Annotated in this window: 14 protein-coding genes; 8 read left to right on the top strand and 6 right to left on the bottom strand. The window is 73.3% G+C overall.

What is annotated here, in order from left to right; genetic code table 11:
• Positions 1–20: 20 nt before the first annotated feature.
• Positions 21–653 (top strand): HNH endonuclease family protein, encoded by a 633-nt coding sequence (locus ABT297_RS29230; protein WP_502885663.1) that lies wholly within the window; start codon positions 21–23, stop codon positions 651–653.
• 83 nt (positions 654–736) lie between these two features.
• Entirely contained in the window at positions 737–1633 is an 897-nt protein-coding gene (locus ABT297_RS29225; RefSeq protein ID WP_350555464.1) for a ribonuclease Z, read from the top strand.
• Here ABT297_RS29225 and ABT297_RS29220 read toward each other — a convergent pair.
• Positions 1630–1923: a DUF4193 domain-containing protein gene (locus tag ABT297_RS29220; protein ID WP_350555462.1), complete on the bottom strand. Its 294-nt coding sequence runs from the start codon at positions 1921–1923 to the stop codon at positions 1630–1632. The genes ABT297_RS29225 and ABT297_RS29220 overlap by 4 nt on opposite strands.
• A 349-nt stretch (positions 1924–2272) precedes the next feature.
• Between ABT297_RS29220 and ABT297_RS29215 the strand changes: the two genes are divergently transcribed.
• The 3 genes from ABT297_RS29215 (at position 2273) to ABT297_RS29205 (ending at position 8245) form a co-directional block, all read left to right on the top strand.
• Positions 2273–4714 carry a GcvT family protein gene (locus ABT297_RS29215; RefSeq protein WP_350555389.1) on the top strand — a complete coding sequence of 814 codons (2442 nt, stop codon included), beginning with the start codon at positions 2273–2275 and terminating at the stop codon, positions 4712–4714.
• A 185-nt stretch (positions 4715–4899) separates the two neighbouring features.
• Positions 4900–5727, top strand: coding sequence for an ATP-grasp domain-containing protein (locus tag ABT297_RS29210; protein WP_350555387.1), 828 nt, complete (start codon positions 4900–4902; stop codon positions 5725–5727).
• Positions 5728–5764: 37 nt separating this feature from the next.
• Complete coding sequence (locus ABT297_RS29205) at positions 5765–8245, top strand: glycoside hydrolase family 2 protein (protein ID WP_350555385.1); 2481 nt, start codon at positions 5765–5767, stop codon at positions 8243–8245.
• A gap of 23 nt (positions 8246–8268) precedes the next feature.
• Here ABT297_RS29205 and ABT297_RS29200 read toward each other — a convergent pair whose 3' ends face one another.
• From ABT297_RS29200 to ABT297_RS29185, 4 genes are all read right to left on the bottom strand, one after another.
• Positions 8269–8886: an L-threonylcarbamoyladenylate synthase gene (locus ABT297_RS29200; RefSeq protein WP_350555383.1), complete on the bottom strand. Its 618-nt coding sequence runs from the start codon at positions 8884–8886 to the stop codon at positions 8269–8271.
• A 72-nt stretch (positions 8887–8958) separates the two neighbouring features.
• Positions 8959–9834, bottom strand: a complete 876-nt coding sequence (locus ABT297_RS29195; RefSeq protein ID WP_350555381.1) for a hypothetical protein — start codon at positions 9832–9834, stop codon at positions 8959–8961.
• A gap of 105 nt (positions 9835–9939) precedes the next feature.
• The gene (locus ABT297_RS29190) at positions 9940–10707 is read right to left on the bottom strand and encodes a hypothetical protein (RefSeq protein ID WP_350555379.1); all 768 of its coding nucleotides are present in this window, start codon (positions 10705–10707) and stop codon (positions 9940–9942) included.
• 29 nt (positions 10708–10736) lie between these two features.
• Positions 10737–11165: a DUF4247 domain-containing protein gene (locus ABT297_RS29185; RefSeq protein ID WP_350555377.1), complete on the bottom strand. Its 429-nt coding sequence runs from the start codon at positions 11163–11165 to the stop codon at positions 10737–10739.
• 194 nt (positions 11166–11359) lie between these two features.
• On the opposite strand from ABT297_RS29185, the gene ABT297_RS29180 reads away from it, so the two are divergent.
• Positions 11360–11695 carry a YciI family protein gene (locus ABT297_RS29180; RefSeq protein ID WP_350555375.1) on the top strand — a complete coding sequence of 112 codons (336 nt, stop codon included), beginning with the start codon at positions 11360–11362 and terminating at the stop codon, positions 11693–11695.
• A 38-nt stretch (positions 11696–11733) separates the two neighbouring features.
• The gene (locus ABT297_RS29175; RefSeq protein ID WP_502885662.1) at positions 11734–12999 is read left to right on the top strand and encodes an RNA polymerase sigma factor; all 1266 of its coding nucleotides are present in this window, start codon (positions 11734–11736) and stop codon (positions 12997–12999) included.
• A 197-nt stretch (positions 13000–13196) separates the two neighbouring features.
• Here ABT297_RS29175 and ABT297_RS29170 read toward each other — a convergent pair whose 3' ends face one another.
• Positions 13197–13802: an MBL fold metallo-hydrolase gene (locus tag ABT297_RS29170; protein WP_350555371.1), complete on the bottom strand. Its 606-nt coding sequence runs from the start codon at positions 13800–13802 to the stop codon at positions 13197–13199.
• Positions 13803–13892: 90 nt separating this feature from the next.
• On the opposite strand from ABT297_RS29170, the gene ABT297_RS29165 reads away from it, so the two are divergent.
• The gene (locus ABT297_RS29165) at positions 13893–14315 is read left to right on the top strand and encodes a hypothetical protein (RefSeq protein ID WP_350555369.1); all 423 of its coding nucleotides are present in this window, start codon (positions 13893–13895) and stop codon (positions 14313–14315) included.
• Positions 14316–14680 lie beyond the last annotated feature (365 nt).

Below are 14680 nucleotides of genomic sequence, written 5' to 3'. Positions count from 1 at the left end.
GGAAGGAGACACGCATGTCGATGGTTCGGGTCGGGCGGCTGGTCGCCGCGATGGTGGTCGCCGGGGCCGGCGTCACCGTGGCCTGGCCGGCGTCCGCCGGGGCGACGCCGCCCGGGATCCCGTCGAAGGCCACCGCGCAGTCGCAGCTCGACGCGCTGACGGTGGCGGCGGAGGGGTCGATGAGCGGCTACTCCCGCAGCCTGTTCCCCCACTGGATCACCATCAGCGGCTCGTGCGACACGCGCGAGACCGTGCTCAAGCGCGACGGCACGTCCGTGGTCACCAACAGCTCCTGCTCGGCCACGTCGGGCCGGTGGTACAGCCCGTACGACGGGGCCACCTGGACGGCCGCCTCCGACGTGGACATCGACCACGTGGTGCCGCTGGCCGAGGCGTGGCGCTCGGGGGCGAGCTCGTGGACGACGTCGAAGCGGCAGAGCTTCGCCAACGACCTGACCCACCCGCAGCTCATCGCGGTCACCGACAACGTCAACCAGGCCAAGGGCGACCAGGACCCGTCGACCTGGCAGCCGCCCCTGGCCTCGTACCGGTGCACCTACGCGAAGATGTGGATCACCGTGAAGTACGCCTGGGGCCTGAAACTGCAGTCGTCGGAGAAGTCCGCGCTGCAGGGCATGCTCAACTCCTGCTGATCGCGCCCGTGGGTTCCATCGCCGCCCGGGCGGCGATGGAATCCGCGGTGCGCGTCGAGGAGCCCGCCGCTACAGTCGCCGGGGTGTCGTCTCGAGAGCTCGTCGTGCTGGGCACCGCCAGCCAGGTGCCGACCCGGTCGCGCAACCACAACGGGTACTTCCTGTCGTGGGACGGCGAGGGCATCCTGTTCGACCCGGGCGAGGGCACGCAGCGGCAGATGGTCCACGCCGGGGTCGCGTCCAGCGACGTCACCCGGATCTGCGTCACGCACTTCCACGGCGACCACTGCCTGGGCCTGCCGGGCGTGATCCAGCGGATCTCCCTGGACGCCTCGCCGCACGACGTGCAGGCCTACTTCCCGGCCGGCGGCGAGGAGTACTTCGACCGCCTCCGCCACGCGGCGCCCTTCCACGACCGCGCGAGCATCACCAAGAACCCCGTCGAAGCGGATGGCACGATCGCGCAGACCCCGAAGTTCCGGCTCGAGGCGCACCGGCTCGACCACGGACTGGAGACGTACGGCTATCGGCTCGTCGAACGCGACGGCCGGCGCATGCTGCCGGACCGGCTGCGCGAGCACGGCATCGCCGGCCCCGACATCGCCGCGCTGCAGCGCGCCGGGGAGCTGAAGGGGGTACGGCTGGAGGACGTGAGCGAGCCCCGCAGGGGGCAGAAATTCGCATTCGTGATGGACACGCGGCTCTGCGACGGCGTCGGGCGGCTGGCCGACGGAGCCGACGTGCTGGTGATCGAGTCCACCTACCTGGCCGAGGACGAGGGACCGGCCGTCGCGCACGGGCACCTGACCGCCGGGCAGGCGGCGCGGGTGGCCGCGGAATGCGGGGTGGGCACGCTCGTGCTCACCCACTTCTCGCAGCGCTACGACGACCCGTCGCGCTTCCGGCGGGAGGCGGAAGCGGTCTTCGACGGCGAGGTTGTCGTTGCCGAGGACCTGACCAGGGTCAAGATCCGCGGCTAGTCACATTCGGTGCAGATCGGCGCGCCGTTGCGCTCCCTGGCCAGCTGGCTGCGGTGGTGCACGAGGAAGCAGCTGGAGCAGCGGAACTCATCGCCGCGCATCGGGACGACCGGGACGGTCAGTTCTTCGTCGGGCAGCTCCGCGCCCGGTAGCTCGAAGCCCGTCTCGCTGTCGTCGACGTCGACCGATGACGACTGGCCCGCGGCCCGGCGTGCGGTGAGCTCCTCGAGGCTGTCCTCGGCGAGGTCGCTGCTGACCGGGTGGCGTGGCGCGTCGTAGTCGGTGCTGATGGCCATGGCGTTCACCCTCTCTTGGTGACTTGGTTGTGTAACGAACGCCGCCGGCCTCGGATGTGTTCCCGACCGACATGAATGAATGCAGGTGTGTCCCGCCTCATGCCGGATCCCGGGGGATCCGGCGCGATTCGGTCCACTGTGGACATATCAACAGCGGCAGCGCCAACGAGGCTACCTCGCCGGGTCGCCCGTGCGCGGACTTTTGCCATTCTCGGCGGATATGTTCCCGGATCACCCCCGGCGCGGCGGCAGCCACCGGTCGTTACGGCCAGGTGGCCGATCGGACGAGCGCCGCGGCGGCGGTTGCCGGGCGCCTCGCTCCGGGCGAACTACAGTGCTCCGCATGGACCTCCCCGAACGGGCCCGCGTCGTGGTCGTGGGCGGCGGCGTCATCGGCACCTCCGTCGCGTACCACCTGGCGAAGATGGGCGTCCGCGACGTACTGCTGCTGGAGCGGGACCGGCTCACGGCCGGGACCACGTGGCACGCGGCCGGGCTGATCGTCACGTTCGGTTCGCTGTCGGAGACGTCGACCCGGCTGCGCCAGTACACCCGCGACCTGTACGCCGGGCTGGAGGCCGAAACCGGCCTGTCCACCGGCCTGCGGCAGTGCGGCTTCATCGAGCTGGCCGCCGACGAGGGGCGCCTGGAGGAGTACCGCCGGGTGGCCGCCTTCAACCGGCACCTCGGCGTCGACGTGCACGAGATCTCCCCCGCCGAGGTGCGCGACCTGTTCCCCCTCGCCCGCACCGACGACGTGCTGGCCGGCTTCTACGTCGCCGAGGACGGGCGGGCCAACCCCGTGGACGTGACGATGTCCCTCGCCAAGGGGGCCCGGCTGCGGGGTGCCAAGATCCTCGAAGGGGTACCGGTGACCGGCACCCTGCGCCGCGGGGACACGGTCACCGGCGTGCGCACGCCGTTCGGCGACGTCGAGGCGGAGGTCGTCGTCAACTGCGCCGGCATGTGGGCCCGCCAGCTGGGCGAGGAGGCCGGGGTCAGCATCCCGCTGCAGGCCGCCGAGCACTACTACCTCATCACCGAGCCGATCGACGGGGTGAGCGCGGACCTGCCGGTGCTGGAGGACCCGGGCGCCTACGGGTACTTCCGCGAGGAGACCGGCGGCCTGATGGTCGGGCTGTTCGAGGGCGCGGCCGCGCCGTGGAGCGTCGACCGGGTGCCCGACGGCTTCTCCTTCGGCACGCTCCCGCCCGACTGGGACCGCATGGCGCCATACCTGGAGGCGGCGATGACCCGCATCCCGGTGACCGCGACCGCGGGCGTGCGCACCTTCTTCTGCGGGCCGGAGAGCTTCACCCCCGACCTGGCGCCCATCTTCGGGGAGTCGCCGGAGCTGCGCAACTACTTCGTCGCGGCGGGGATGAACTCGATCGGCATCCTGACCGGGGGCGGGATCGGCCGGGCCCTCGCCGCGTGGATCGCCGAGGGGCGGCCCGACGTCGACGTGACCGGGATGCACATCGACCGGCTGCAGCCGTACCAGCGCAATCGCGACTACCGCGCCGCCCGGACGGTCGAGGCGCTCGGGCGGGTCTACGCCGCGCACTACCCGGACAAGGCGCTCACCTCGGCCCGGGACGCGCGGCGCTCGCCGCTGCACGATCGCCTGGAGCCGCTGCGGCCGTACCGGCGGGACGTGTCGGGCTGGGAGATGCCGGATTTCTACGACTTTTCGGGACATTTCACGCCTTCGTGGGGAAAGCCGGACTGGTTCGGCACCTGGGCGGCGGAGCACCGGGCGGCCCGCGAGGACGCGATCCTCATGGACATGTCGTTCATGGCCAAGTTCCTGGTCCAGGGGCGCGAGGCCGGGGCGGTGCTGGAGGAGCTGTCCGCCAACCGCGTGTGCCACCCGGGGCGGGTCACCTACACCCAGTGGCTCAACGAGGGCGGCACGATCGAGGCCGACCTGACCGTCACCCAGCTCGACGAGGACCGGTTCTGGGTCGTCGCCTCCGACACCGCGCACCGGCACGTGCTGACCCGGCTGCGCCGGCACCTCGGCCGCGCTCCCCAGCGCCACGCCTTCGTCACCGACGTCACCTCCGGCTGGGCGCAGATCAACCTCCAGGGCCCACGGTCGCGGGCGGTGCTGTCGGCCGCGGCCGGGGCCGAGATCACGCTGCCGTTCCGCGGCGCCGCGGAGATCGAGATCGGCTACGCCCGGGCGCTGTGCCTGCGCATCACGTACGTCGGCGAGCTGGGCTACGAACTCTACGTCCCCGCCGATCAGGCCGTGCACGTGTACGACCGGCTCGTCGCCGCCGGCTCGCGGACCCTCGAGCACGGGCTGCGCCACGCCGGGCTCAAGGCGCTCGCCAGCCTGCGCATGGAGAAGGGGTACCGCGACTACGGCCACGACATCGACAACACCGACGACGTCCTCGAGGCCGGGCTGGGCTTCGCCGTCGCGCTGGACAAGGAGCACTTCATCGGCCGCGAGGCGGTGCTGGCCCGCCGCGCCCGCGGCCCGCTCACCCGGCGGCTGGTCCAGGTGCTCGTCACCGACCCGAAGGCGGTGATGTTCCACGGCGAGATCGTGCGCCGCGACGGCCGGGACGTCGGGTACGTCCGGGCCGCCTCCTACGGGCACACGCTCGGCGGCGCGGTCGGCCTGGCCATGCTCGACACCGGCACCGACCCGCTCGACCAGGCCTGGCTGGACGCCGGCGAGCTGACCGTGCAGATCGCCGGCGCGACGTACCCGGCGCGCGCCTCCCTGCGCCCCCTGTACGACCCGTCCGGCGAGCGCGTGCGCCTCTGACCGCTCGGACCGTGCCGGAACACCGGTGGCCAAGGACACACCGTGCACGATTTGTGACTTTTGGTCGACGTTAATGTCCACTAAGGCGTTTCCCCGATTACCCTCGGTGAACGCCGGCCCCGGGCGATGTGCCGTCTGCGGGCTCCGCCAACGACACTGACGAAGCTCGCTGGCAGGATATGAGGGTGCGTCAGTTCCGGACCCTGGCAATGCGCGTGCGCTCCCCCCAGGCAAGCGCGGCGCTGACGCACGCCGCCCACCGCATCGGCCTGCCGGTGGTGCAACTGCCGGGCGACCCGGCCGAGGTGACCTGGCTGAACTCCGCCGAACGCGTGGCCTGGCGGGCCGCCGGCGGATATCTCACCATGCTCATCGCGGGCGGCGCCGACATCCGCCTCTTCGGCGCGTCCCCGTCGTGGTTCGCCGCCCTGCCCAAGGACGTCACCGGCCGCGACATCCGGCTCGTCAGCGTCGGCGAGGCGCCGGACGTCGTCGGGCCGCGCCCGGCGGTGGCCAAGCTCGCCCAGGAGAAGCATCCCGCGTTCTCCGCCGCCTGGGTGCGAAACGCCGACGACCTGCGCAACCGGCTGCGCACCGCCCGGCTGCCCGCGGACAGCACGCTGATCATCATGGACCACTGGCTCGACCTCGCCTCGGAGTATCGCGTGTTCACCATGGGACGGCAGCCGGTGGCGTGGTCGCCGTATCTGGTGGAGGGCGAGGAGTGGAGCCCCTCGCTGCGCACGCACCGCGCGTCGTGGCACGACGAGGCGGCCGCCTTCATCTCGCTGATGCTCGCCGACCTGCCCGCCGCGGACGTGCCCCCCACGGCCGTGATCGACGTGGGGCGGACCGACTCGGGGCAGTTCGCGGTCCTCGAGGTCAACAACGTGTGGAGCTCCGGGCTGTACAGCTGCGACCCCGACGGCGTGCTGCACGCCGTGCTCGCGGCCAACGACCCCGACTGCGACCCGCGCTGGCGCTGGCAGCCGGCCCCGGCGCTCGGCGCCTGAGGCCGGGCATACGCCTGATTCCGGGTATACCTGACGCATGCATGTTCTGCGTCCCCTCCACAGCGGCTGGAGCGTGCGTGCCGTCGAGCCGGCCGCCGAGGTCGTCGCCGGGCGGGAGTTCCCCGCCACCGTGCCGGGATGCGTGCACACCGACCTGCTCGCCGCCGGGGCCATCCCGGACCCGTTCCTCGACGACAACGAGACGCGGCTGCACTGGATCGGGCGCACCGCATGGCGGTACGAGACGACGTTCGACGCGGACGGGCTCGGCGGTGACCGGGTGGACCTCGTCGCCGACGGGCTCGACACGGTCGCGACCGTCGTGCTCAACGGCGTCGAGGTCGGGCGGACGGCGAACATGCACCGGGGGTACCGCTTCGACGTGACGGCGCTGCTGCGCCCGGCCGGAAACGAGCTCGCCGTGCGGTTCGACTCGGCGTACGGATACGCGGAGCGCGTCCGGGACGAGCTCGGGGCGCGGCCGAACGCGTACGACGAACCGTTTCAGTACATCCGGAAGATGGCGGCCAACTTCGGCTGGGACTGGGGACCGACCGTCGTCACGGCGGGAATCTGGCGGCCGATCGGGCTGCACGCCTGGTCGCGGGCGCGGCTGGCCGAGGTCCGGCCCCTCGTGACCGTCTCCGGGGACGGCACCGCCGGGGACACCGGCCGGGTCGAGCTGCGGATCGTGCTGGAGCGCGCCACCGACGCACCGGTGACGGTCACCGCCGTCGTCGACGGCCGCGAGGCGACCGTCGGCGTGCCGGCGGGCGCGACCCGGGTCACCGTGCTCGTCGAGGTGCCCGGGGTGCGGCGGTGGTGGCCGCGCGGGCACGGCGACCCACACCGCTACGAGGTTGAGCTCACCCTGCGCGCCGCCGACGGGACGGCGCTGGACACCTGGCGGCGGATGATCGGGTTCCGCGGCGTGGAGCTGGACACCGGGCGCGACGAGGACGGCAGCCGGTTCGTGCTCAAGGTCAACGGAACCGCGGTGTTCGTGCGCGGGGTCAACTGGATCCCCGACGACGCGTTCGTCACCCGCGTCGGCCGTGACCGCTACGCCGACCGCATCGGCCAGGCCGTCGCCGCCGGCGTCAACTACCTGCGCGTCTGGGGTGGCGGGCGGTACGAGAGCGACGACCTCTACGACCTGGCCGACGAGCTCGGCGTGCTCGTCGGCCAGGACTTCCCCTTCGCCTGCGCCGCCTACCCCGAGGAGGAGCCCCTCGCCACCGAGGTCGCCGCCGAGGCGCGCGAGCAGGTCGCCCGGCTCATGCCGCACCCCAGCCTGGTCATGTGGGTCGGCAACAACGAGAACATCTGGGGCTACCACGACTGGGGCTGGCGGGAGGAGCTGGCCGGGCGCACCTGGGGCGAGGGCTACTACCTGGACGTTCTGCCCCGGATCGTGGGCGAGCTGGACCCGACCCGCCCGTACTGGCCCGGCAGCCCCTACTCCGGCGGTGTCGATTCCTCTGGCCGAGCCCTGCACCCGAACGACCCGGCGCACGGCACGACGCACATCTGGGACGTGTGGAACACCCACGACTACCGCCACTACGGCACGTACCGGCCCCGGTTCGTCGCGGAGTTCGGCTTCCAGGCGCCCCCGGCATACGCCACGCTGCGCCGCGCCGTCGGCGACGATCCGCTCACCCCGGACTCCCCCGGCGTGCTGCACCACCAGAAGGCCACCGGCGGCAACGACAAGCTCCTCCGCGGCCTGCACGGGCACTTCCCCGCCCCGGCCGGCTTCGACGACTGGCACTGGGCCACGCAGCTCAACCAGGCCCGCGCCATCGCGTACGGCATCGAGCACTTCCGCTCGCTCAAGCCGCTGTGCATGGGCACCATCATGTGGCAGCTCAACGACAACTGGCCGGTCACCTCGTGGTCGGCGGTCGACGGCGACGGCCGGCGCAAGCCGCTGTGGTATGCGCTGCGCCGCGCCTTCGCCGAACGGCTCGTCACCATCCAGCCCCGCGACGGCGCGCCCGCGCTCGTCGCCGTCAACGACACCCCCGGGCCGTGGCGGGCCGAGCTGCGGGTGCGGCGGGTGTCGTTCGACGGCGGCGCGCGGGCCGAGGCGACGCTGACGGTGCGGGTGCCGGCGCTGTCCGCGGTGACGGTACCGCTGCCGCCCGACGTCGCGACGCCGGACAACGGCACGGCCGAGCTGATCGTGGCCGACGGCGACGGCGGGCGCGCGGTGTGGTTCTTCGCCGAGGACGTCGACCTGGCCTACCCGCGCGCGGTCACCGATGTCGTCGCGCGGCCGGTCCGTGGCCCCCAGGGCGGCGTCGAGCTGGAGGTCACAGCCCGGACGCTGGTGCGCGACCTGGCGGTGTTCCCGGACCGCCTCGACCCGGCCGCGACCGTGGACGACCTGTTGGTGACCCTGCTGCCGGGCGAGTCGGTGACGCTGCGCGTGCGTGGCGCCGCCGAGGCCGACCCGGCCGCGTGGTCGTCGGCCCCGGTGCTCCGCAGCGCGAACGACCTCGTCACCCGCTGACGGCCGTCGGCGGGGCCGCGCGCTCACTCGAAGCGGCTGGGGTCTCCCGCGCCGACGCGGAGGATCTCCGGCTCGTCGTCGGACAGGTCGACCACGGTGGTCGGCTCGGTGCCGCACTCGCCGTCGACGACCGCGTCGAGCTGGTGGTCGAGCGCCTCCTTGATCTCCCAGCCCTGCGTCATCGGCTCGTCCTGCCCGGGCAGCAGCAGCGTGCTGGACAGCAGCGGCTCCCCCAGCTCGGCCAGCAGCGCCTGCGTCACCGTGTGCTGCGGGATGCGCACGCCGACGGTGCGCTTCTTCGGGTGCAGCAGCCGCCGCGGCACCTCCGGGCTGGCCGGCAGGATGAACGTGTAGCTGCCCGGCGTCGCCGCCTTGACCAGCCGGAACACCGCGTTGGAGATCTGCACGAACTGCCCGAGCTGCGCGAAGTCGCGGCACATGAGCGTGAAGTGGTGCCGGTCGTCCAGGCGGCGGACCTCCCGGATGCGCTCCAGCCCGGGGCGGCTGCCGAGCTGGCAGCCGAGCGCGTAGCAGGAGTCGGTCGGGTAGGCGACCAGGCCGTCCCCGCGCAGCAGCGCCACGATCTGGTGGAGCAGCCGGGGCTGCGGGTTGTCCGGGTGCACGTCGAAGTACCTCGCCACAGACAAAGCCTACGTGTAGGGATAGCCCGTGACGGATCTGGAGGCGGTGACCCGCCGGGTGGGGCACAGCGGCTAATATCGCGGCGGCATGGCCGATTCGCGCGGGTTGAGCCGCCGCCAGACGACCACGACAAACGCGGTGAGCAGCGCCAGCATCACGATCCGCAGCCAGGCGAACACGGCGGCGGTGTGGTTGGCCGTCAGCGCCTCGGCCACGAACGCCGTGCGGTCGGCGGGCCCGGTCTCGTCCCGCGCCGCCTCCACGAACAGGTACACGACCAGCGGCACGAGCGCGAGCCGCCACCCGAGGTAGGTCCAGTGCCGCAGCAACGCCCGCCGGTCGCGTCCCTGCCGGTCTGCGACCCGCCCGACGATCCCGAACCAGACGGCGAACATCAGCAGCGTCACCCACAGCGCGACCGTCACCGCCCCGGCCACCCGGTCGACGAGCTCGAACACGGCCGCGGCCGAGGGCCGGTCGATGGAGGCGGGCTCGGCGGCGTACCGTCGCAGCACCTCGTCCTCCCGCCGCAGCACCAGCACGGCGACGACGAGCAGCACCGCGTGCAGGGCGGTGACGGCGACGAACAGCCAGGTGTACACCCGCATCCCGGCCGGCGGCCGGTCCTCGATCTCCTCGATCTCCTCCGCGACGCCGTCCGGTTCGCCGGCGCCCGGGCCGATCGCCGCCCGGCCGGCGACACCGGGCGCCTCGTCGACCCGCGCGTCCGGCCACCGCGGCAGAGCCCCATCGGGCAGGTCCGGCAGCCACGGGCCGCCCACGTCGGGCTCGCCCGGCTCCGCCGGCGTGCGGCCCGGTGCCCGCCGCTGGCCGCCGGCGTCCGCCCCGCCGACGAGGGCGGCCACGAACGCCGCGGACGGCACCCCGCCGTGCCGGATGCAGAGGAACGTCCCGCCGGTGTCGTGTCCGGAAGCACCACACGTCACACAAGGCATCGACACAAGATCGTTAGTCTAGTCCCCGCGACCGCGCCGCCGCCTGCGCCGCAACGGCCGATCCACCCGGCTGTTCGGATCGGATTCACCACGCCGTCACGCCGGCTTGCCCGACTTCTGACGTTTCTTCGCCTTATCTGATTTGTCCACCTTGTCCAGCATGCGCGCGACGAGCAGGCCGAGGACCACGGTCAGGGCGGCGGCCAGCAGGAACGAGCCGCTGATCACCAGCAGCACCCAGCGGTCCCGCAGGAAGTCGCTGCCGCCCTCCCGGACCGGCAGCGGGGTGCCGGTCGCGCTCGGCCCCGGCACCGGGCCCTCGGCCGCGCCGGCCTCCAGCGCCAGCAGCGGCAGCGCCTCGGCGGCATCGAGGATCACCGCCGCCGGGTCGTCCAGCAGCCGATTCGCGCCGACGCCGAGCCGCTCCAGGCCCGCCGGATCGATCCGGGTCGAGCGCCCGATGTTGCTGACGATGTTGTACTGCGCGTAGTCCTCCAAGTCGCTGCTGTTCGGGTAGTAGTGGTACGTCCCGCGGACCTCGACGAACTTGGGGCACCGCTCGGGGCTGTCGGTCACCCGCACGCCGACGCCGAGGTTCGAGCCGGAGCTCACCGGGGTGGTCGAGTCCAGCAGCTGCCAGCCGTAGCAGATGCCGTGCACGGCCGAGGCGCGGGCGAGGTCGGCGGCGACGGTCTGCGCGCCGGCCTCGTCGACGGCCACGGCGTCGCCGGAGTCCTGCGAGCAGTACGTGACCGCGAACAGCGTCACCACGGCGAGGACGCCGAGCCAGATCGCGTCGATCAGCCGCTTCCTGTTCCGCTGCGATACCGCGGGCGCCTTGACCCGCGGGCTGCCGCCCGGCATCAGTCCGTGACCAGTTTGAGCATTGGGGGCTACTTTCCGCTGCCGGGGCCGCCGCGGCGGCCGCTGTTGCCCTCGCCGTACCCGGCCCAGCCGTTGCCGCCGAGCGTGCCGGAGTAGCGGCTGTACGCGGTCCGCAACGCCTCGACCAGGATCAGCGTGCCGGTGTCGTTGGGCTTGAGCACGACGGAGTCGGTGGAGTACCGCAGGTAGACGCCGGAGCCGTCGGCGTGGCGGCCGGCGGGCGACCAGGCCCGGGAGATCTCGTCCGCGACCCGGGACGGGGGCTTGGCGCTGAGGTAGGCGCGCGCGTCGGTACCGATGTCGCGCGACGCCGCGCGCTGATAGTGCTTGTCCACGTAGGAGCGGGGCGAGAAGCTGCCGGAGAACGCCGCGATGCCGCCGATGACCAGGCCCACCGCTGCCAGGCAGCCGGCCACGAGGTAGCAGATGCGTCGCATGGAAGCGTCACCGTCGTCTCGGTCAGGACCAGCTCGCCGGTCCGCGGGGGTCCTTCTGGGGGACTGGCCGATGAACGTAGCAATCCCCGGACGCGCCGGCCCTGTTTCGTCGGACAACGGACCGTATCGGGCTGTCCGGATCCGGCGGACCCCTTCGTCACTAGGGTCGAGACCATCAGCAGAGGAGAGTCCCGATGAAGTACATGATGTTCGTCTGCAGCGACCAGGAGCCCGACACCGACAAGACCGACGAGCCGGACATCAACGTCTGGGTGGCGGAGAACGACGCCGCGGGCCGCCGGGTGCGCGGCGCGGTGCTGGCCCCGCCCTCGGCGGCCACGACGGTCCGCGTCCGCAACGGCGAGCTGCTCGTCACCGACGGCCCGTTCACCGAGACCAAGGAGGTCATCGTCGGCTTCGACCTGCTCGAGTGCGCCGACCTCGACGAGGCGATCGCGGTCGCCCGCGCCCACCCGATGGCTCGCGACGGCCGCCTCGAGATCCGCCCGTTCGCCGATTTCGAGCAGTGACCGCCCACACCCACGGCGTGAGCTCCCCCGCCCCGGACGTGGCCGCTGCCACGTCCGGGGCGGCCTCGGCCACCGCCGCGGCTGCCTCCGCCGCGGCGGCCGAGGCGTACCCGCGCATCGTCGGCGCCCTGATCCGCATCACCGGGGACTGGGACCTGGCCGAGGACTGCGCCCAGGAGGCCCTGGCCACGGCGCTGCAGCGGTGGCCGTCGGCGGGCGTCCCCGACAACCCGGCGGCGTGGCTGATGACCGCGGCCCGCAACCGCGCGATCGACGTCCTGCGCCGCGCCACGGTCGAGCGCACCAAGCTGCGCGAGCTGGCCGTGCTGGAGCGGGGCGACCCGGCCCCGCCCGAGTCCGGTGGCTTCCCCGACGACCGGCTGCGCCTCATCTTCACCTGCTGCCACCCGGCCCTGCCGCTGGAGGCGCGCGTCGCGCTGACCCTGCGCACCATCTGCGGCGTGCGCACGGCCGACATCGCCCGGGCGTTCCTGGTCGGCGAGGCCACCATGACCAGGCGCCTGACCCGCGCGAAGACGAAGATCGCCCAGGCCGGCATCCCGTATCGCGTCCCCGAGGGCACCACCCTGCCCGAGCGCCTGCCGGGCGTGCTCGGCGTGCTGTACGTGCTGTTCACGACGGGCTACAACGCCGACGGTTCCCCCGCCTTCGCCGACGAGGCGATCCGCCTGGCCCGCCTGCTGGCCGACCTGCTGCCCACCCTGCGGCCGCGGCCCGACTCCTCGGAGATCTCGGGGCTGCTCGCGTTGTTCCTCTTCCAGCACTCCCGCCGTGACGCGCGGCGCGACGACGACGGGCGGCTGCGCACCCTGGAGCAGCAGGACCGCTCGCACTGGGACCGCGCGGCGATCGCGGAGGGCGTCGCGATCCTCACCGCCCTGGACGCGGAACCGGCCCATCGCGACGGCCCATACGCGCTGCAAGCCCGCATCGCAGCCTGCCACGCCACCGCCGAGTCCGTCGCCGCGACCGACTGGCCGCGCATCGCGCACTGCTACGACGAGTTGTGGCTGCGACAGCCGACGCCGGTGATCGCGCTCAACCGCGCGGTGGCGCACGGCTACGCCCGCGGCCCGCGCGCCGGCCTCGCCCTGCTCGCCGAGGCCCGGGCCGGCGGCGCGCTCGACGACTACCCGCTGGCGCTCGCCGCCGAGGCCGGCCTGATCGCGCGGGCCGGCGACCGGGAGCACGCCGCCGACCTGTTCCGCCGCGCCGCGGACCTGGCGCACAGCCCGGCCGAGCGCGACGCCCTGCTGGAACGGGCCGCCGAGAACGCGCCCTGACCCTTCCACGCGGGCCGCCACGGGTCAGGGTGCGGGCCGGGGCCGGATGCGGGCCGGGTGCGGCCGGGGCCGGGGCCGGGTGCGGGCCGGGGCCGGGGCCGGGTGCGGGCCGGGGCCGGGGCCGGGTGCGGGCCGGGGCCGGGGCCGGGTGCGGGCCGGGGTGCCAGGACGCGGGCCGGGGCCGGGGTGCCGGCGGCCTACTCGATCGAGCCGGCCTCGGCGCCGATCGTGGTGTCCGGGCCGTGGCCGGTGTGCACGACCGTCTCCGGCGGCAAGGGCAGCAGTCGCTCGCGGATCGAGCGCAGGATCGTCGGCCGGTCCGAGAACGATCGGCCGGTCGCGCCCGGGCCGCCCTGGAACAGCGTGTCGCCGGAGAAGACCACGCCCAGCTCCGGCGCGTGCAGGCACACTGCACCCGGGCTGTGCCCCGGCGTGTGCAGCACGCGCAGCTCGGTGCCGGCTACCCCGATCGTCTGGCCATCGGTAAGGTGCGTGTTCGGTTCGAGATCGGGGTGCCTCATGTGCCACAGCGGCAGATCGTCCGGATGGAGCAGGATCGGCGCGCCGGTGCGCAGCGCGAGCTCGGGCGCGGCATCGATGTGGTCGTCGTGACCATGGGTGCACACGATGGCCACGGCGCGGCGGCCGCCGAGCGCCTCCACGATCGCCCCGGCGTCGTGCGCGGCGTCGATGACGAGCGCTTCCGCGCCGTCCCCGACGATCCAGACGTTGTTGTCGACGTCAAAGGTCTCACCGTCGAGCGAGAACGTGCCCGACGTGACCAACCGCTCGATGCGCACCATGGGTCCAAAGCCTATTCGGCAGCGCGCGGCCAGGCTCGCCAACGCCCGACGCGCCGCGACGACGTGCAGGTCGGCTCGTATGCCTACCGCGTGTTGCGCCCGGCGCGCCCGCTGCGCGGCGCGGTGCTCACCCGGGCGCAGGAACTCGTCGTCACCCGCCGCGACGGCCTGCGCATGCTCGGCCTGGCCGAGCTCGTCGGCGACCGCACCCTGGTCGCGTTCCCGCTGCGCGACGAGAAGGGCATCCCGTACGACCTGGTCCTCGCCGACGAGTCGCTGCGCTTCCCGGCCGCGCGCTGGTCGGACGTACGGCAGCGCCTCGGCTCGGGCCGCCCGGAGCCGCACGGCGCGCGGACGCCGTCCGGGCCACCGCCGAAGCGCCGGCCCGAGGTCCGCCCGGAGTCGACCCGGCACGCGCTGCTGATCCCGGTCGACGCCTACCGCACCGACCTGGACCGCCTGCGCCAAGGCGAACTCGACCTCGGATACCTGCGGATCCGCCTCACCGACTGAGGCCCCCGGCCGCTCAGCCCGCGGCGTCGAGGTTCTTCGCGGGTGAGCAGGGCGTGCAGGGGCGATGCCGTCGGCGGCGAGCGCCTCAGCGCCGCCCTCCTGGCGGTCGATCACGCACAGCGCGTGCTCGACCCGCGCGCCGAGCGCGCACAGCTCGGCGCTCCGACAGCGCAACCTGGCCCGTTACCCCCATTACCCCGAGGTCACCACGTCCTCGACGAACACGACCCGGCGGCCCGCAATCTCGGCGCCCCGACAGCGCAACCTGGCCCCGAGGTCACCACGTCCTCGACGAACACGACCCGGCGGCCCGCAATCTCGGCGCCCCGACAGCGCAACCTGGCCCCGAGGTCACCACGTCCTCG

This window comes from Dactylosporangium sp. NPDC000555, from assembly GCF_040300025.1.
Lineage (GTDB): Bacteria > Actinomycetota > Actinomycetes > Mycobacteriales > Micromonosporaceae > Dactylosporangium.
The sequence above is the reverse complement of the archived record's forward strand: the minus strand, read 5'-3'. Positions and strand labels throughout refer to the sequence as shown.